Genomic DNA, 18,966 nt, shown 5'->3' on the forward strand with positions numbered 1-18,966 from the left:
GAACAGAGGGTGTGTCCTCCCCGCAGCCGCCCGGCGACCTCGCTCCGGGCGCCCGGATCGGGCGCTTCCGGCTGCTCGAGCAGCTCGGCCAGGGCGGCATGGGCGTGGTCTACCGGGCCCTCGAGGAGAACCTCGGCCGCGAGGTCGCGCTCAAGGTCATCGCCCCGCTCTTCGCCCACGACCCCGAGTTCCGGCAGCGGTTCACCCGCGAGGCGCGGGCCCAGGCGTCGCTCGAGTCCGCCCACGTCGTCGCGGTCTACGCGCACGGCGAGGAGGACGGCTACCTCTACCTCGCCAGCCAGCTCATCCCCGGCGGCGACCTCGGGCACCTGATCCGGACCGAGGGCACGCCCACGCTGGTCGAGGCCCTCGAGATCATCGAGCAGATCAGCAGCGGCCTCGCCGACGCCCACGACGCCGGTCTCGTGCACCGCGACATCAAGCCGGGCAACGTCCTGGTCCGGCGCCGGCCCGGTGCCGTGCGCGCCTACCTGGCCGACTTCGGCATCGCCCGGCGGATGAACGCCGACGCCACCCTGTTCAGCACGACGACCGCGGGCACGCCGTCGTACATGGCGCCGGAGCTGCACGGCGGCGCCCGGGCGGGCGCGGTCACCGACATCTACGCGCTCGGCTGCCTGCTCTGGGTGGCGCTGACCGGCGCGCCGCCGTACCGGGGGATGTCGGACTACCAGCTCGTCGCCGCCCACGTCCGCGAACCGGTGCCGCAGCTGGCCGGCGCGAGCCCGATGGTGCACGCGACCAACCGGATCCTGCGCACGGCGATGGCCAAGGAGCCGGGCGAGCGCTACCAGCGTGCCGCCGAGATGAGCGCCGACCTCCAGGCCGCGCTGCGGCTGCCGGTCACGCCGGGCTCGGCGGTGCCGGTGGTGGGTGGGCCGACCGCCGTCCGGCCGCCGACGCCCGCGCCGACACCGACTCCTCCGCCGGCACCGGCCCCGCCGCCCGTGGCTCCGCCGGCGCCGGCGCCGGTCTACGCACCGCCGCCGGCCTACCTGTCGGCCCCGGCTCCCGCGGCCCGCTCAGGTGGCACGGGGATGGGCACCGGCAAGTGGTGGCTCCTGATGCTGGCCGCGGCGATCGCCGCCGCCGCGATCGGGGTCGGGCTCGCGCTGCTGCTGCGCGACGACCCCGGCTCGTCCGGCGCGCCCCCGGCCGGACCGGGGGCGCGCCCGGCTCAGGCGTTCTCCTTCTTGAACACCGACGTGCCCCACCAGACGGCGAGCCCGAAGAGCACGACCGTCCAGCCGACGCCCCACAGCAGCGAGCTGTCGTAGTCGCCGAAGAACGAGGCGCGCACGGCGTCGACGATGTGCTTGATCGGCATGAAGTCCGAGAGCCGCTCGAGCCAGCCGGCGCCGAAGCTCATCGGGAGCAGGATGCCGCTGAGCAGCAGCACCGGCATCATCACGACGTTGATGACCGGCGCCATGACGTCCTCGCTCTTGGTGGTGAGCGCCAGCGCGTTGGACGCCGCGGCGCACGCGCCGCCGAGCATCAGGGTGAGCACGACGCCGAGCACGATGCCGCCGAACGAGGCGTCCATGCCGAGGATCAGGCCGAGTCCGATCAGGATCACGGCCTGCACGAACAGCTGGAGCAGGTCGCGGTAGAGCCGCCCGAACAGCAGCGCGGAGCGGTGCGCCGGGGTGACCCGCTCGGCCTCGATGACGCCCTCGCGCCACTCGCCGATGAGCGAGAAGCCGGCGAAGAAGGCGCCGAAGATGCCGAGCTGGACGAGCATGCCCGGCACGAACCAGGTGTACTTGTTGCCGCCGAGCTGGGCGATGACCGGCTCGAGGAGCGGTCCGAACAGCAGCAGGTAGAGGACCGGCTGCAGCATGCCGATGATCACCCACGCGGGGTTGCGCAGGTTCATCCGCAGCTGGCGGTTGAAGACGATCCAGGACTCGCGGAAGAAGGTGCTCATGCCGAGGCTCCCTCGGGGGTCGTGGCGTCGTCGGCGCCGGCGTCGGTGGAGGCCTCCTTGGCCTCGGCCGCGGCCTCGGCGTCGCGCAGGGAGCGCCCGGTGAGGGTGAGGAAGACGTCGTCGAGCGTGGGCCGGACGACCTCGATCGACTCGAGCGAGACGCCGGCGTTGTCGAGGTCGCGCAGCAGGCCGGGTACGGCCTTGCCGGCGCGGGCGACCCGGCCGCGGACGTGGCGGCCCTCGACCTCGACCTCGACGCTGATCGAGCCGAGCTTGTCGCGGGTGACCGCGACCTGCTCGTCGGTGCCGACCTCGAGGTCGACCAGGTCGCCGGCGACGGCGGCCTTGAGGTTGTCCGCGGTGTCGCTGGCCACGATCTCGCCCTTGTCGATGATCACGATCCGGTCGGCGAGCGCGTCGGCCTCGTCGAGGTAGTGCGTGGTCAGGAAGACGGTCGCGCCGTCCTTGGTCCGCAGGTCGGCGATGTGCTGCCACAGGTTGATCCGGGCCTGCGGGTCGAGGCCGGTGGTGGGCTCGTCGAGGAAGACCAGGCCGGGGGAGTGGATGAGCGCCATCGCGATGTCGAGGCGCCGCTTCTGCCCGCCGGACATGTTCTTCGGCATCCGCCGCCACAGACCCTCGAGCTGGAGCTTGTCGAAGAGCTCCTGGCCCTTGGTCACAGCGGCCTTCTTGGACATCCCGTAGAGCATGCCGTGGTCGACGACCTCGTCGCCGGCGTAGGCGCCGGAGAAGGTCGAGCCGACCTGCGAGCAGTAGCCGATGCTGCGCCGCACGTCGACCGCCTGGGTCGCCACGTCGTAGCCGGCCACCCGGGCGGTGCCGGCGGTCGGGCGGAGCAGCGTGGTCAGCATCCGCAGCGTGGTCGTCTTGCCCGCACCGTTGGGCCCGAGGAAGCCGACCACCTCGCCCTCGGCGACGTCGAGGTCGACCCCGCGCACGGCCGGGACCTCGCGCTTCTGCTTGCCCTGCCCGGTGTGGAAGGTCTGCACGAGTCCTCGTGCTTCGATCATCTCGATCCCCTCGTAGTCAAGGTTGAATATGGCGAGTATTCAAAATTGAATAGGGGCTGTCAAGCCAGCACCCCACGCCCCGCCACCCCTCTCAGACCCTGCCACCGACGGGGATTCATCGGCGAGGGGATTTTCGGGTGGCGGGCTCGTCAGGCGGCTCGGGGCGGCTCGGGGCGGCTCGGGGCGGCTCGGGGCGGCTCAGCCGCGCGCGATCGCCCGTCCGGCGGCGCGCCCGGAGAAGATGCAGCCGCCGAGGAAGGTGCCCTCGAGCGCGTTGTAGCCGTGCACGCCACCGCCGCCGAAGCCGGCGACCTCGCCCGCGGCGTACAGGCCCGGGATGACCGCGCCGTCGTGGCCGACGGCCCGCGAGGACAGGTCGGTGGCGATGCCGCCGAGGGTCTTGCGGGTCAGGATGTTGAGCCGGACGGCGATGAGCGGGCCGTGCTCGGGGTCGAGCACCTTGTGCGGCTTGGCCACCCGGATCAGCTTGTCGGTCCGCGAGCGGCGGGCGTTGTTGACCGCCATCAGCTGGAAGTCCTTGCTGAAGCCGTTGTCGAGCTCGGCGTCGCGCGCCTCGATCTGGCGGCGCAGGACGGCGGCGTCGAGCGCGGGCCCGCGCGTGGGGGAGTCGCCCGCGACGATCGCGTTCATCCCGTCGACGAGCTCGTCGAGCGTGTCGGCGACGACGAAGTCGCGGCCGTCGGTCTTGAACTTCTCGACCGGCGCGGGCGCGCCCTTGGCCAGGCGCGCCTTGAGCATGACCTTGAGGTCCTTGCCGGTGATGTCGGGGTTCTGCTCCGAGCCGGAGAGCGCGAACTCCTTCTCGATGATCGACTGGGTGAGCACGAACCACGTGTAGTCGTAGCCGGTCGCGCCGATCGTGGCGAGCGTGCCGAGGCTGTCGAAGCCCGGGTAGTTGGGGGCGGGCAGCCGCTGCCCGGTCGCGTCGAACCACAGCGACGACGGGCCCGGGATGATCCGGATCGCGTGGTCGGGCCAGATCGGGTCCCAGTTGTGGATGCCCTCGGTGTAGTGCCACATCCGGTCCGGGTTGACCAGCCGGGCGCCGGCCTCGGCGGCGATCGCGAGCCCGCGCCCGTCGACGTACGCGGGGACTCCGCTGATCATGTGCCGCGGCGCCGGTCCCAGCCGGTCGGCCGGCCAGCTCGCGCGGATCAGGTCGTGGTTGTGGCCGATGCCGCCCGTCGTCACGACGACGGCGGCAGCCGTGTGCTCGAAGGCGCCGACCTCGACCCGCGTCGACGCGAAGCCGCGCTCGACACTGGACGGCTCGAGCACCGCGCCGCGGACGCCGACCACGGCGCCGTCCGCCGTCACGAGCTCGTCGACGCGGTGCCGGAAGCCGAAGCGGACCAGGCCCGCCTCCTCTGCGGCGAGGACCGGCTCGAGGAACACCCGGACCACCTCGGGGCCGGTGCCCCAGGTCAGGTGGAAGCGCGGCACGGAGTTGCCGTGCCCCGACGCATCGCCGCGGCCGCGCTCGGCCCACCCGACGAACGGCAGCACCTTGAGCCCGAGGTCGCGCAGGTAGGCGCGCTTCTCGGTCGCCGCGAACCGCACGTACGCCTCGGCCCACTGCCGGGCCCAGTGGTCCTGGCCGGGCGTCCCGTCGGCCTCGTCGGGGATGCGGTCGAAGCCCGCCGAGCCCTGCCAGTCCTGCCACGCGAGGTCGAAGGAGTCCTTGATCCCCATCCGGCGCTGCTCGGGGGAGTCGACGAGGAAGAGCCCACCCAGCGACCAGAACGCCTGGCCGCCCAGGTTGGCGCGGTTCTCCTGGTCGAGCACGAGCACGCGCTTGCCCGCGCGCGTCGCCTCGTAGGTCGCGACGAGGCCGGCCAGCCCCGCCCCCACCACGATCGCGTCCGGCTCGAATCCCTGGTCCACAGCGCCCTCGGTCACGCGGGGGAGCCTGCCACATCTCATGTAACTACGTGTTCAGTGCACTACCAGGGGTGTCGACCACCCTGGTAGTGCACTGAACACTGAGTTACAAGAGCGTGCGCCCGTCAGGCGCTCGAGGCGCTGGCCTGGACGGCGAGCAGGGTGGGGGCCGAGCGGCCGCGGAGGACGACGTCGCCGTGACCGCGCCAGTGGGCGGCCTCGTCGGGGCCGGCTGCCTCGACGGAGGCCCAGGACGCGAGGACGCCGCCGGGGACGTCCTTGGCGAGGTCGGTGAGGCGGGCGGCGGAGTTCACGGCGTCGCCGATCACCGTGTACTCGAAGCGCTGCTCGTGGCCGACGTTGCCGGCGACGACCTGGCCGGTCGCGACGCCGATCCCGGCGCCGACCTCGGGCACCTCGACCGCGAGCCGGGCCGCCATCGCGCGGGCGGCGGCGAGGGCGGCGGCCGCGTGGTCGGCGAGCTCGACGGGAGCGCCGAAGATCGCGAGGACGGCGTCGCCGATGAACTTGTTGACCAGGCCGTGGTGCCGGTCGACCTCGTCGACGACGACGCCGAAGAAGCGGTTGAGCACGGCGACCACCTCGGTCGGCCCGTGCTCGGTGGCGTACGTCGTGGAGCCGACCAGGTCGACGAAGAGCACCGAGCAGGTGCGGGTCTCGCCCCCCAGCTCGATCTCGCCGGCGCCGAGCCTGGCGGCCGCGGCGGCGACCTCCTGGCCGACGTGGCGACCGAAGAGGTCGCGGATCTGCTCGCGCTCCCGGAGGCCGGCGACCATGTCGTTGAAGCCGCTCTGGAGCTGGCCGAGCTCGGTGCCGTCGTACACGACGACGTCGGTGTCGAGGTGGCCCGCCTCGACGGCGCGCATCGCGTCGCGCACCGACAGGAGGGGGGCGACGACCGAGCGGGCGTTGAGGTCGGTGAGCAGGAAGCCGAACAGCAGCACGATGCAGCACACGATGATCGTGACGACGGCGAGCTGGCCGAGCGTCGCGTCGTCGCCGCCGGGCGTGACCGCGAGGACGGCGGCGATGAGCAGGCCGACGATGGGGGCGCCGGTGCCGAGGGTCCAGAAGATCGCCATCCGCGGGCCGACGCCGACACCGCGGATCCGGCCCGTCACGCGGACGTCGCTCAGTGCCCGCGCCGCGATCGGGCGCAGCGAGAACTCGGTGAACAGGTAGGAGATCCCGGCCACCACCATGCCGCCGATGGTGACCGTCAGCGCGGTGCCGAGGATGCGCGAGGGCTGCAGGACGATCGTCAGCACGGTGAACAGCACCGTCCCGACCAGCCACATGGTCAGCTGCATGACGGTCAGGGTGAGCGGCACCCGCAGTGCGCGGGCCCGCTGCGTGCGGTCCGGGTCGACCCCGGGCTGGGTCGCCCACCGCAGCGCGCGCAGCGACGTCGTCGTCCCCCACACGGCGCCGATCGCCGCCGCCACGAAGACGTACGTCGGGATGGCGATCGCCAGCGCGATGACCATCTCGCGGTTCGGGGCCGGTGAGGGGATGGCCCAGGTGTTGATGACGAAGACGACGAGGGCGCCGATCAGGTTCGTCCCGACGAGCAGCACGGTGAGCAGCACCTGGATCCGGATCCGGAGCTGACGGGGGTGCTGGTCGCGCGGGCCGAGGATCCGGGATCCGAACGGGCTGCGCCGGGGGGAGACGGACCGACGCGGCATGGGGCGAAGCGTAGTGCGCCATTGCGCCGCTCTGGTTGGATCGGGGACATGAGCGCTCCCGCGGCCGAGATCACCGAGGCCTACGCCGCCTTCCACGAGAAGGTCGCCGGCTTCGCTGCGTCCGGCGACTGGACCGGCTATGCCGACCTGTTCACCCCCGACGCGGTGTACGTCGAGCACGCGATGGGTACGTTCACCGGCCGTGACGAGATCCGGGACTGGGCGGTGCGCACCATGACGTCGTACCCGGGGCGGCTGATGCCGGAGTTCCCCGTGTCGTGGCAGGTCGTCGACGCCGACGCCGGCCGGCTCGTCTGCGAGGTGCTCAACCCGATGCCCGACCCGGGCGACGGCACGATGCTGACCGAGCCGAACATCACGATCATGACCTACGCCGGCGACGGGCTCTTCTCCGGCGAGGAGGACGTCTACAACCCGCTGCGCTTCCACGCGATGGCGCAGAAGTGGGCGCGGATCGCCGCCGCCCACGGCAACGCCGACGACGACGTCCTCACCTGGCTCGACCGCTTCGGTGGTGGCCGGTGACCGGCGCGGCGAAGCGCCTCCTGCTCGAGGTCCTCGGCTGGCTGCTGCTGGTCGCGGGCGTCGCGGCGCTCGTGCTCCCCGGCCCCGGCCTGCTGCTGATGGCGGCCGGCCTGGCGGTGCTCTCGCAGCAGTACACCTGGGCCGAGCGGCTGCTCGACCCCGTCCTCCTGCGGGCGCTGCGTGCCGCGGCCGAGGGCGTCGAGACCTGGCCGCGGGTGATCATGTCGACCATCGGCGCGCTCGCCATCGGTGCGTTCGGCGTCGTGTGGCTGGTCGACCCCGACATGCCGAACTGGTGGCCGATCGCGGAGCGCTGGTGGCTCCCGGGCGGTGTCTGGACGGGCATCACGCTGCTGCTGTCGTGCGTCATCGCACTGGTCCTGATCGTCTACTCGTTCCGCCGCTTCCACGGCAAGCCCGAGGCCCGGGCCGCGCTGGAGGGCGAGATCAACGACGCCGACGAGCGCCGGCACCACGAGGACGACGAGGACTGAGCGATGACCGGCCCGGACGACGACAGCCGCAGCATGCGCGAGCGGATGCTCGCTGGTGACCTCTACCTGGCCGACGACCCCGACCTGGTCGAGGCCTACCTGCGTGCCCAGGACCTCGCCACGGCGTACAACGCGACGACGGCGCGCGAGCGCGACCGGCGCCACGAGCTGCTGGGCGAGCTGCTCGGCGCCGTGGGGGAGGACACCGGCATCCGGCCGCCGATCCACGTCGACTACGGCAGCCAGATCCGGATCGGCGCGCGGTCGTTCGTCAACTTCGGCCTCGTCGCGCTCGACGTCGCGCCCATCGTGATCGGGGACGACGTCCAGATCGGCCCCAACGTCCAGCTCCTCACGCCGCTCCACCCGCTCGAGGCCGGGCCGCGCCGCGACAAGTGGGAGTCCGCGCAGCCCATCGAGATCGGCGACAACGTCTGGCTCGGCGGCGGCGTCATCGTCTGCCCCGGCGTCACCATCGGTGCCGACACGGTCGTCGGCGCCGGCTCCGTGGTCACCCGCGACCTGCCTGCGGGCGTGCTGGCGGTGGGCAACCCGGCACGCGTCGTGCGGGAGCTCCCCGCGTGAGCACGACGATCGTCCCGCTCGCCACGGTCCTCCGGGAGCGGCTGCGCACGGGCAGCCGGCCCGGGCACCGCGACGACGGGCACCGCGTGGCGCTGGCGATCGAGGGCGGCGGCAGCCGGGCGGCGTACTCGGCGGGGATGGCGCTCGCGATCGACGAGGCCGGCCTGACCGACGCCTTCGACCACGTCTACGGCGCCTCCGGCGGCGCGCTCAACGGTGCCTGGCTGCTCACCGGCGAGGGCCGCAAGTGGCTGCGCAGCTGGGCCTGGCCCGAGGTGGCGGCGGCGAAGGTGACCGACCCGCGGCGGATGCTGCGCGGCCGTCCGGTCGTCGACCTGGCCCGTCTGGTCCACCACGTCTACGAGTCGATCACGCCGATGGACTTCGACGCGATCGTCGCGAACCCCATCGGCTTCCACCCGATCGCGACCGACGCCGCGACCGGCACCGCGGTCGACCTCGCCCCCTATGTCACCGACCGGCTCAGCGCCCAGACCGCGCTGCGTGCCAGCTCGTGCATCCCCCTGCTGGCCGGTCCGCCGGTCCGGGTGGGCGACCGGCGCTACGTCGACGGCGGCCTCTCCGAGGGCGTCCCCTACCGGACCGCGCTCGACCAAGGGGCCTCCCACGTGCTCGTGCTGCGCACCCGCCGCACCGACCAGCGCGCCGTCCCGCCCTCGCGGTTCGAGCGGATGCTGCTCGCGCCGTACTTCCTGCGCCACGGGCGGGCCGCCGGCGCGGCGCACATCGGGCGCCACCGGAGCTATGCCGCCGACGACCTGCGGCTCGCCGAGGGGACCCGGGCCGACGTACCGACGCTCGTCGAGGTGCGGCCCCCGCTGGGCGCTCCCGACGTGTCCCGGCTGAGTGGCGACCTGACGTCGATCGACGCCGCCATCGAGCAGGGACGCGCGGTGATGCAGGCCTTCCTCGATGGCTGAGCCCGGTCCTGGTGCGCAGCGCAGGCCCCGCAACCGCAAGGAGCTGATCGTCGCCGCCGCGGCCCGGCAGTTCGCGCGGCGCGGCTATCCCGACGCCTTCGTCGCCGACATCGCGGCCGAGGTGGGCATCACCGGGCCGGCGCTCTACCGCCACTTCGGCGGCAAGTCCGAGCTCCTGGTCGCCGCGATCGAGCTCGAGATCGCCCAGCTCGCCGAGGCGTACGACGGGCCGGCCGATCTCGCGGCGCTGCTCGGCCACGCCGCCCGTCACCTGCTGCGGCCGGGACGTCCGCACGCCCTGTGGGACCGCAACGCGCGCTTCCTCGAGCCCGCGCAGCGCGACGAGCTCGCCGCCCGCTACGGGAGGGCGCTGAAGCCGCTGCGCACCGCGCTCGCCGCGGCCCGGCCGGACCTCGACCGCCGCGACGTGGCGGCACTCTCGGTCGCGGTGCACGCCGTCCTCGACAGCGGGCGCGCGTACGAGCGGGCGACGGTCCCCGAGCCGCGGGCCCAGCAGCTCATGGTGGCGGCAGCCACCGCGGTCGCCGCCGTGCCGTGGCTCCCCCTGGGGGAGATGGCGCCGGTGTCGGCGGAGCGGCCGGCCACGTCGGGCGGGCTGCAGCCCTCGTCCCGGCGCGAGGCGGCGCTCGCGGCCGCCGTCCGGCTGTTCGCGGAGCGCGGCTACCAGGTCGTCGGGATGGACGACATCGGTGCCGCCGCGGGCATCTCGGGGCCGACGCTCTACCACCACTTCCCGGGCAAGTCGGCGATCCTGGTCGAGGTCATCATGCGCTGCCTGGATGCGCTCTACTTCGACCTCGCCGCGGTGCTGGCCGGCACCGACGACCCGGCCACGGCGCTCGACCGGACGCTGGCGTCGTTCGTCCGGATCAACGTCGCGCAGGGCGACGCGCTGTCCCCGCTCTTCACCGAGATCGGCAACGTGCGGCCCGAGGAGCGGGCGCCGATCCGCCGGGCCCAGCAGGACTACGTGAGCGAGTGGGCCGTGCTGCTCGCCGCCGTCCGCGACGACCTGACCGCACCCGACGCCCATGCGCTGGTGCGCTCGGCGCAGATCGCGGTCAACACGCTGCGGCGCTACCTGCCGGCGGCGTCGGCCGGCCCCGCCGATCCGTGGGTGGTGCTCTGCCGGGTCGGTCGCGCCGTGCTCGGGCTGCCCGCCGATTCCGTCGGACCCATGTCCTAGCCTCGCCCTCGATGACCCTTCACCTGCACCGCGCCGCGCGGACCGACCTGCTCGCCGACGAGCTCGGCGGGCTGCTCGCGACGCCGCTCGACGACCCGTTCGCGAGCGAGGTCGTCGTGGTGCCCGCGCGCGGGGTGGAGCGGTGGCTCACCCAGCGCCTCTCGCACCGGCTCGGTGCGGGCGCGCGCGGGGGCGACGGGGTGTGCGCGGGGGTGCGCTTCCTCCAGCCGGCCTCGCTCGTGGGGCTGCTGCTGGGCCGCGACCGCGACGATCCGTGGCAGCCCGACCGCCTGGTCTGGCCGCTGCTGGCGACGATCGACGACAACCTCGGCGAGCCGTGGTGCGCGACGCTCGCGACCCACCTCGGGCACGGGGTCGACGGCGAGGAGGGCGAGCTGCGGCGCAGCCGCCGGTGGTCGGTCGCCCGGCGGCTGGCCGAGCGCCTCACGTCCTACGCCGTCCAGCGGCCGGCGCTCGTGCGCGACTGGCGCGAGGGCCGCGACACCGACGGCGCGGGCGCGCCGCTGGCCGACGACCTGCGCTGGGAGGCCGAGCTGTGGCGGCGGCTGCTGGTGCGGATGGCGGAGGCCGGGCACGACGAGGCGCCCGACGTGCGCCACGAGCGGGTCTGCGCGGCGCTGCTCGCCGGCACCGTCGACGGGCTCGACCTGCCCGACCGGCTGTCGCTGTTCGGCCACACCCGGCTGCCCGCGACCGAGATCGACCTCCTCGTCGCGCTGGCCGCCCACCGCGACGTCCACCTGTGGCTGTCGCAGCCGTCGGCCGCGCTGTGGGACGCCGTCGCGGCGGCGGGCGTCGAGGTCGGGCCGCGCGACACGTCGAGCACCGCCGAGCTCGCCGAGAACCCGCTGCTCGCCTCGCTGGGGCGCGACGCGCGCGAGCTGGCGACGGTGCTGAGCGCCCGGGTGCGCGCCGGCCAGGCCGACGACGCGGGGGCGGCGCCCGACCCGGCCCCGCCCGCCGGCCTGCTCGGCTGGCTCCAGGCCGACCTGCGTGCCAACCGGGCGCCCGACGCCGAGGCGCGGTCGGGGCGCGTGCTCGCGGCCGACGACCGGTCGGTCCAGGTCCACGCCTGCCACGGTCCGGCCCGGCAGATCGAGGTCCTGCGCGAGCTGCTGGTCGGTCTGCTCGAGGACGACCCGACCCTCGAGCCCCGCGACATCGTCGTGATGTGCCCCGACATCGAGACCTACGCGCCGCTCATCTCGGCCGGCTTCGGCCTGGGCGAGCTGATCGGCGACGAGCACGCCGACGACGCCCTGCACCCCGCCCACCGGCTGCGGGTCCGGCTGGCCGACCGCGCGGCCAGCAGCACCAACCCGCTGCTCGGCGTGGCGGTCGCGCTCGTCGAGCTCGCCGGCGGCCGGGCCACCGCCTCCCAGGTGCTCGACCTGCTCTCGCGGGCGGTGTGCCGGCGCCGGTTCGGGTTCGGTGACGACGACCTGGCGCGGATGACGCGCTGGGTCGCCGAGGCCGGCATCCGCTGGGGCGTCGACGCGGGCCACCGGGCGTCCTACGCGATGGAGGGCTTCGAGCACAACACCTGGCGGGCCGGGCTCGACCGGCTCCTGCTCGGCGTCGCGATGAGCGACGACGACCACCGCCACGTCGGGCGCGGGCTGCCCGTCGACGACATCGCCAGCGGCGAGATCGAGCTGGTCGGCCGGCTCAGCGAGGCCGTCGCCCGGCTCGCCGGCTGTCTCGACGCGCTCGACCGGGCGCAGGCCGCCGACGCCTGGTTCGCGGCGATCGCCGACGGCGTGCGCGACCTGTGCGAGGTCGACGCCGACGACGCCTGGCAGCTGCCGCAGTTCGAGCGCGAGCTCGCGCGGGCCCGGGCGAGCGCCGACGAGAGCGACCCCGACGTCCCGCTGCGGCTGGCCGACGTCCGCGCGCTGCTCCAGGCCCGGCTCGCGGGGCGGCCCACGCGCGCCAACTTCCGCACCGGAACGCTCACCGTCTGCACGATGGTCCCGATGCGCTCGGTGCCGCACCGGGTGGTCTGCCTGGTCGGCCTCGACGACGGCGTGTTCCCGCGCACCAGCGGCGTCGACGGCGACGACGTCCTGGCCCGGCGCCCGCTCGTCGGCGAGCGCGACCTGCGCGGCGAGGACCGCCAGCTCCTCCTCGACGCCGTCCTCGCGGCGGGCGAGCGGCTGATCATCACCTACACCGGCGCCGCCGAGCACACGGGCCAGGAGCGGCCGCCCGCCGTACCGCTGGGCGAGCTGGTCGACGCGCTCGACCGCACGGCCGCCGCTCCGGTGCGCGACGCGGTCGTCGTCCGGCACCCGCTCCAGGCCTTCGACCCGCGCAACCACGCCGCCGGGGCCCTGCTGGGCACCGGACCGTTCAGCTTCGACCGGGCCTCGCTGGCCGGCGCCCGGGCCGCGGTCCGCGAGCGGACGCCGGTGCCCCCCTTCCTCGCCGACCCGCTGCCGCCGGCGCCTGCCGCGGGCGGCGACGTCGCGCTCGCCGACCTGGTCGGCTTCGTGCACCGCCCGGCGCGGACGTTCCTCCGGCAGCGGCTCGACGTCGCGACACCGTTCGAGCCCGACCAGGTCGCCGACGCGATCCCCGTCGCCCTCAACGGCCTCGAGGTCTGGCAGATCGGCGACCGGCTGCTGCGCGAGGTGCTCGCCGCCGACGACCCGGCCGCGACCGCGACCGCCGTGATGACCGCCGAGCAGCTGCGCGGCTCCCTGCCGCCCTTCGACCTCGGGCGGGCCGCGCTGACCGGCGTGGTCAAGGAGTGCCAGGAGCTGTTCGCCCGCAGCGCCCCGTTGCGCACCGGCACGCCCCGCACCATCGACATCGACGTCGACCTGGGCGGCGGACGCCGGCTCACCGGCACCGTCCCGCGGGTCCACGGCAACCAGGTCGTCTCGCTGTCCTACTCCCGGCTCAAGCCCAAGCAGCGGCTGGCCTCCTGGCTCGACGTCCTCGCGCTCAGCGCCACCCACCCCGACGAGAACTGGACCGGCCACGCCGTGGCCCGGGCCAAGGCCGGTCCGCAGCGCGCGCTCGTCGGTCCTCTCGACCACCGGGCGACCGAGTGGCTCCACGCCCTCGTCGCGCTCTACGACGAGGGGCTCACCCGGCCGCTGCCGATGCCCCTGGACACCGCCTACGCCTGGGCCGACGCCCGCGCCAAGGAGCTGCGCGGCATGGACATCGAGCCCGTCGAGGCCGCCGCACGCGCCTGGGTGACCGACCGGTTCAACCAGTGGGGCATCAAGGGCGAGGACGACGACCCCGCCCACCGCCGCATCTACGGGCACTCCGCGCCGGTGACCGCGCTCGTCGACGCCGGGCTGGCGTCCTACGCCTGGACGCTGTGGGAGCCGCTCCTCGCCGGTGCCGAGAGGGTGGGTCAGCTATGAACACCCCGATGACGCCGTTCGACATCCGCGGCCCGCTGCCCACCGGCACCACCCTGCTCGAGGCCAGCGCCGGCACCGGCAAGACCTGGACGATCGGCGCCCTGGTCACCCGCTACGTCGCCGAGGAGGGCGTGCCGCTCGAGCAGCTGCTCGTCGTCACGTTCGGGCGAGCGGCGAGCCAGGAGCTGCGCGAGCAGGTCCGGCACCAGCTGGTCGAGGCCGAGCGGGCGCTGGCCGGTGCTCCGGGCGACGAGCCGACCGACGTCATCGAGCAGCTCCTCGACGGCACGCCCGACGAGCGGCGGCTCCGGCACCGGCGGGTGGCGCAGGCGCTGGCCGACTTCGACGCCGCCACGATCGCCACGATCCACCAGTTCTGCTCGCTGGTGCTCGACTCGCTGGGCGTCGCGGGCGACACCGACGCGCGGGCCCGGCTGGTCGACAACCTCGACGACATGCTGGTCGAGGTCGTCGACGACCTCTACCTGCGGGCGTTCGCCCAGACCAGCGAGGCGCCGGCGTTCACCCACGCCGAGGCGCTCGCCATCGCGCGGACCGTGGTCGCCGACCCGCAGGCCCACCTCGAGCCCACCGACGTCCCGCGCGACCAGCCGGCCGGGCGCAAGGTCGCCTTCGCCACGGCCGTGCGGGCCGAGCTCGACCGGCGCAAGCGCCGGCTCGGTGTGCTGTCCTACGACGACCTGCTCTCGCAGCTTGCCGAGGCGCTCGAGCACCCGGCGTCCCCGGCCCGCGCGCGGATGCGCGCCCGCTGGCGCATCGTGCTCGTCGACGAGTTCCAGGACACCGACCCCGTGCAGTGGCAGGTGTTCGACCGGGCGTTCACCGGTCACGCGACCATGGTGCTCATCGGCGACCCCAAGCAGGCGATCTACGCCTTCCGCGGGGGAGACGTGACGACCTACCTCGCCGCCGCCGAGACGGCCCAGGTCAAGCAGACCCTGGGCGTCAACCGGCGCAGCGACGCCGGTCTGATCGGCGCCTTCCAGCAGCTCCTCGGGGGCGCCGAGCTCGGCGACCCGCGCATCGTCGTCCACGACGTGACCGCGCACCACCAGGAGTCCCGGCTCACCGGGGCCCCACGGCCCGCGCCCTTCCGGCTGCGGGTGGTGCGGCGCGAGACGTTCGGCAAGCGCGGCACGACGGCGCTGCCGGTGGCCAAGGTCCGTCCGCACATCGCGCGCGACCTGGCCCACGACGTCCGCGAGCTGCTCGCGGCCGAGCCGGTCTTCGACGGCCGCCCGCTGCGCCCCGACGACGTCGCGGTGATCTGCTACCGCCACGCCGACCTGGCGGCCGCCCGCGCGGCCCTGCTCGACGTCGGCGTCCCGGCCGTCATCGCCGGCGGCGGCAGCGTCTTCGCGACGCCCGCCGCCACCGAGTGGCTCTCGCTGCTCGAGGCGCTCGAGCAGCCGCACCGCACGCCACGGGTCCGGGCGGCGGCGCTCACCTGCTTCCTCGACTACGACGCCACCGGGCTCGACGCCGGCGGCGACGACCTCTCCGACGAGCTGGGCGACCGGCTGCGGTCGTGGTCCGAGGCGCTGGCCCGGCGCGGCGTCGCCGCCGTCCTCGAGGCTGCGACGTCGGGCGGGCTGCCGGCCCGGCTGCTCGGCCAGGTCGGCGGCGAGCGGACCCTGACCGACATCCGCCACGTCGGCGAGGTGCTCCACGAGGTCGCCCAGCGCGACCAGCTCGGCGCGGTGGCGCTGCTCGCCTGGCTGCGCCAGCAGGTGCTCGAGGCGCGCGAGGGCCGCGGCACCGAGCGGACCCGCCGGCTCGACTCCGACGCCGACGCGGTCCAGCTCGTGACGATCCACGCGAGCAAGGGCCTGCAGTACCCGGTCGTCTACCTGCCCTCGCTCGCCGACCGCTGGGTCGGCAAGCCCGACCGGCCGCTCTTCCACGACGCCGACGGGCGGCGCAGCCTCGACGTCGGCGGCTCCGGCCCGCACTGGGCCGAGCACTGCCGGCGCTGGGCCGACGAAGAAGCGGGCGAGTGGCTGCGGCTGCTCTACGTCGCGCTCACCCGCGCCCAGAGCCAGGTCGTGGCGTGGTGGGCGCCGACCCGCAATGCCGAGGCCTCGCCGCTCCACCGGCTGCTGCTGCGCGAGCCCGCGGCCGACGGGTCCGGGCTGCGGGCCGAGGTGCCGCCGCTCCCGCCGCTGCCCGACGAGGACGCCGTCACCCACCTGTTCGCCACCTGGCGCGACCGGGGCGGGCCCCAGCCCGAGGTCGCCGAGCCGGTGCCGCTCACCACCGCGCTCCCCGACGAGCCGTCCGCCGCGCTCGCCGCCCGCACGTTCACCCGCAGCGTCGACACCGAGTGGCGCCGCACGTCCTACTCGGCGCTCAGCCGGGTCGACCTCGGCTCTGCCGACGCTGCGGCCGCCGTGGGCAGCGAGCCCGAGGTGGCGGTCAAGGACGACGAGGAGCTGCCCGACCTGCCGGCCACGGTGCTGCCCGACGCGACGGCCGACCCGGCGCTCGCCGTCCCGTCGCCGATGGCGGGGCTGCCGGTCGGCGCGACCTTCGGCTCGCTGGTCCACGGCGTCCTCGAGCACGCCGACCCCGGTGTGGCCGACCTGCGTGCCGAGCTGCTCACCCAGATCGCCGAGCAGCTGACCTGGTGGCCGGTCGACCTCGACCCGGCCGAGCTGGCCGACGCGCTGGTCGCCGTCCTCGACACGCCGCTGGGGCCGCTGCTCGACGACACGACGCTGCGCGCCATCGGCACCGCCGACCGGCTCTGCGAGCTCGACTTCGAGCTCCCGCTCGTCGGCGGCGACGACCCCGCCGCGCGGGCCGGGCAGACGGTGCTCCTCGGCGACATGGCCGCGCTGCTGCGCCGGCACCTGCCCGAGGGCGACCCGGTCCGCGCCTACGCCGACCACCTCGACCACCCGCTGCTCGGCGGCCAGGTGCTGCGCGGCTACCTGACCGGGTCGGTCGACGTCGTGCTGCGGCTGCGCGACGCCGCCGGCGACGCCCGCTACGTCGTCGTCGACTACAAGACCAACTGGCTCGGCCCGATGGCCGCCGAGCTCGACGGTCCGCTGACCGCCGGGGCCTACCGTCCCGCGGCACTCGACGAGGCGATGGGCCACTCCGACTACCCGCTGCAGGCACTGCTCTACGCCGTCGTGCTCCACCGCTTCCTGCGCTGGCGCCAGCCCGGCTACGACCCCGCACGCCACTTCGGCGGCGTCGTCTACCTCTACCTGCGAGGCATGTGCGGGCCCGACACGCCCCGCGTCGACGGCGCGCCGACGGGCGTCTTCACCTGGCAGCCGCCGGTCGCCCTCGTCACCGCGCTCTCCGACCTGCTCGACGGCGCGTCCCCCCAGGAGGCCGGCCGGTGACCGAGATCTTCGAGCCCACCTCGCCGCACGACCCGCGGCTGGCCCGCGGTGTCGGCGGCCTGCTCGGCGCGTTCAACGCGGCGGGCGTGGTCGACGCGGCCGACGTACGGGTCGCCGAGCGGGTGGCCGCGCTCGCCCACGAGGACGACGAGCGGGTCCGGCTCGCGGCCGCGCTCGCCGTCCGCTCGGTGCGGGCGGGCTCGGTCGGTCTCGACCTCGCCGCGCTGCCCGACCTCGCCGAGCTCGACCGCACGGCCGACCTGTCCTGGCCCGAGCCCGCCGCGTGGACTGCCGCGATCGAGGGCTCCGCCCTCGTCGCCGCCGGGGTGCTCCACGTCGAGCACGACCTGGTCTACCTCGACCGCTACCACCGCCTCGAGCGGCAGGTCGCCGACGACCTCGCCGCCCGGATCGCGCTCGGCCCGCCCGCCGTCGACGACGCCGTGCTCGCCGACACGCTGCGCCGGGTCAGCGGCGCGCACCTCAGCCCCGAGCAGGCCGCCGCGGTCGAGCACGCCGCGCGGCACCGGACGACGGTCCTCACCGGCGGGCCCGGCACCGGCAAGACCACCACGGTCGCCCGCCTCGTCCTCGCGCTCGCCGACCAGTTCGCGGTCGCCCACCAGCGGCGGATGTCGGTGGCGCTCGCCGCGCCCACCGGCAAGGCCGCGACCCGGCTGCACGAGGCGGTGGGTGCCGAGCTCGCGGCGCTGGGGGCACTCGGTGACGGGGAGCACCAGGTCGCCGTACCCGAGGCGATGACGCTGCACCGCCTGCTCGGCTGGCGCCCCGACAACACCACCCGGTTCCGGCACGGCCGCGACGACCGGCTCAAGTACGACCTGGTGGTCGTCGACGAGGCGTCGATGGTCGACCTGACGATGATGGCCCGGCTGCTCGAGGCGGTCCGTCCCGAGACCCGGCTCGTCCTCGTCGGCGACCCGCGCCAGCTCACCTCCGTCGGCGCGGGCGCGGTGCTCTCCGACCTCGTCGCCGGCTTCGCCGGCCACCCGGACTCGCCGGTCGTCGCGCTCACCGAGAACCACCGCTCCACCGAGCAGATCAAGGACCTCGCCGCCGCGCTGCGCGACGACTCGCCCCACGCGGCCGACCGGGTGCTCGCCGTCCTGCGGGCCGGCACCGGCGAGGTGGCCTACGTCGAGACCGACGACCCGGTCGAGGCCCTCCGCGACGAGTGCACGGCGGCGGCGGTCCGGGTCCGCGAGGCCGCGGTCGAGCGCGGGCCCGAGGCGGCCCTCGCCGAGATCGAGCGCTTCCGGCTGCTCTGTGCGCACCGCGACGGGCCCTACGGCGTCCACGTCTGGAACCGGCACGTCGAGCAGTGGCTCGCCGCCGAGCTCGCCGCGCCCCTCGGCTCCGCCTGGTACGCCGGCCGTCCCCTGCTCGTCACCACCAACGACTACGCGCTCGACATCTACAACGGCGAGACCGGCGTCGTCGTCGCCGACCCGTCCGGGCGCCCCCGCGCCTGGATCGCCGGGGCCGGCGTCCCGCGCCCCTTCGCCCCCGGCCGGCTCGACGCGATCGAGACGATGCACGCGATGACCATCCACAAGAGCCAGGGCAGCCAGGCCACCCGGATCGCGGTGCTGCTGCCCGACGAGGGCTCGCGGCTGCTGACCCGCGAGCTGTTCTACACCGCGGTCACCCGGGCGCGCGAGAGCGTGCTCGTCGTCGGCTCCGAGGCCGCCGTACGCGCCGCGGTCGGCACCACCGCGCAGCGCGCCACCGGCCTGCGCCAGCGCCTCGCCCCCGCCTGACCCGGCCGCGACCGGGTCGTGCCCAACCGGTGGGC

At 74.8% G+C, this 18,966-nt stretch carries 13 protein-coding genes; 9 read left to right on the forward strand and 4 right to left on the reverse strand.

Annotated elements, in window-relative coordinates; all coding sequences use genetic code 11:
- Positions 1 to 11: 11 nt before the first annotated feature.
- Positions 12 to 1,298, forward strand: coding sequence for a serine/threonine-protein kinase (locus BM223_RS21045; protein ID WP_052138175.1), 1,287 nt, complete (start codon positions 12 to 14; stop codon positions 1,296 to 1,298).
- On the opposite strand, the gene BM223_RS21050 is transcribed toward BM223_RS21045, so the two are convergent.
- From BM223_RS21050 to BM223_RS21065, 4 genes are all read right to left on the reverse strand, one after another.
- The gene (locus tag BM223_RS21050) at positions 1,199 to 1,951 is read right to left on the reverse strand and encodes an ABC transporter permease (RefSeq protein ID WP_038676500.1); all 753 of its coding nucleotides are present in this window, start codon (positions 1,949 to 1,951) and stop codon (positions 1,199 to 1,201) included. The genes BM223_RS21045 and BM223_RS21050 overlap by 100 nt on opposite strands.
- A complete protein-coding gene (locus BM223_RS21055) occupies positions 1,948 to 2,982 on the reverse strand; it encodes an ATP-binding cassette domain-containing protein (RefSeq protein ID WP_038676502.1) in 1,035 nt (344 codons plus the stop codon). Before BM223_RS21055 ends, BM223_RS21050 begins: the two co-directional genes overlap by 4 nt.
- 198 nt (positions 2,983 to 3,180) lie before the next feature.
- Positions 3,181 to 4,902, reverse strand: coding sequence for an FAD-binding dehydrogenase (locus BM223_RS21060; protein WP_235319102.1), 1,722 nt, complete (start codon positions 4,900 to 4,902; stop codon positions 3,181 to 3,183).
- A gap of 107 nt (positions 4,903 to 5,009) precedes the next feature.
- A complete protein-coding gene (locus BM223_RS21065; protein WP_038676506.1) occupies positions 5,010 to 6,593 on the reverse strand; it encodes an adenylate/guanylate cyclase domain-containing protein in 1,584 nt (527 codons plus the stop codon).
- Positions 6,594 to 6,641: 48 nt separating this feature from the next.
- On the opposite strand from BM223_RS21065, the gene BM223_RS21070 reads away from it, so the two are divergent.
- The 8 genes from BM223_RS21070 to recD are packed head-to-tail and all read left to right on the forward strand — an operon-like array spanning position 6,642 to position 18,931.
- Positions 6,642 to 7,139, forward strand: coding sequence for a nuclear transport factor 2 family protein (locus tag BM223_RS21070; RefSeq protein WP_038676508.1), 498 nt, complete (start codon positions 6,642 to 6,644; stop codon positions 7,137 to 7,139).
- Positions 7,136 to 7,633: a PGPGW domain-containing protein gene (locus BM223_RS21075; protein ID WP_038676510.1), complete on the forward strand. Its 498-nt coding sequence runs from the start codon at positions 7,136 to 7,138 to the stop codon at positions 7,631 to 7,633. Before BM223_RS21070 ends, BM223_RS21075 begins: the two co-directional genes overlap by 4 nt.
- A gap of 3 nt (positions 7,634 to 7,636) precedes the next feature.
- A complete protein-coding gene (locus BM223_RS21080; protein ID WP_038676512.1) occupies positions 7,637 to 8,218 on the forward strand; it encodes a sugar O-acetyltransferase in 582 nt (193 codons plus the stop codon).
- A complete protein-coding gene (locus tag BM223_RS21085) occupies positions 8,215 to 9,159 on the forward strand; it encodes a patatin-like phospholipase family protein (protein WP_200887058.1) in 945 nt (314 codons plus the stop codon). The genes BM223_RS21080 and BM223_RS21085 overlap by 4 nt, the downstream gene beginning before the upstream one ends.
- Positions 9,152 to 10,366: a TetR/AcrR family transcriptional regulator gene (locus BM223_RS21090; RefSeq protein ID WP_038676514.1), complete on the forward strand. Its 1,215-nt coding sequence runs from the start codon at positions 9,152 to 9,154 to the stop codon at positions 10,364 to 10,366. The genes BM223_RS21085 and BM223_RS21090 overlap by 8 nt, the downstream gene beginning before the upstream one ends.
- Before the next feature lie 11 nt (positions 10,367 to 10,377).
- Positions 10,378 to 13,770, forward strand: a complete 3,393-nt coding sequence (gene recC, locus BM223_RS21095) for an exodeoxyribonuclease V subunit gamma (protein WP_038676517.1) — start codon at positions 10,378 to 10,380, stop codon at positions 13,768 to 13,770.
- The gene (locus tag BM223_RS21100; RefSeq protein ID WP_075018703.1) at positions 13,767 to 17,150 is read left to right on the forward strand and encodes a UvrD-helicase domain-containing protein; all 3,384 of its coding nucleotides are present in this window, start codon (positions 13,767 to 13,769) and stop codon (positions 17,148 to 17,150) included. Before recC ends, BM223_RS21100 begins: the two co-directional genes overlap by 4 nt.
- Positions 17,147 to 18,931: an exodeoxyribonuclease V subunit alpha gene (recD, locus tag BM223_RS21105; RefSeq protein ID WP_082003520.1), complete on the forward strand. Its 1,785-nt coding sequence runs from the start codon at positions 17,147 to 17,149 to the stop codon at positions 18,929 to 18,931. Before BM223_RS21100 ends, recD begins: the two co-directional genes overlap by 4 nt.
- Positions 18,932 to 18,966 lie beyond the last annotated feature (35 nt).

Origin of the sequence: Pimelobacter simplex (genome assembly GCF_900114845.1) — a bacterium.
GTDB classification, from domain to species: domain Bacteria; phylum Actinomycetota; class Actinomycetes; order Propionibacteriales; family Nocardioidaceae; genus Nocardioides; species Nocardioides simplex.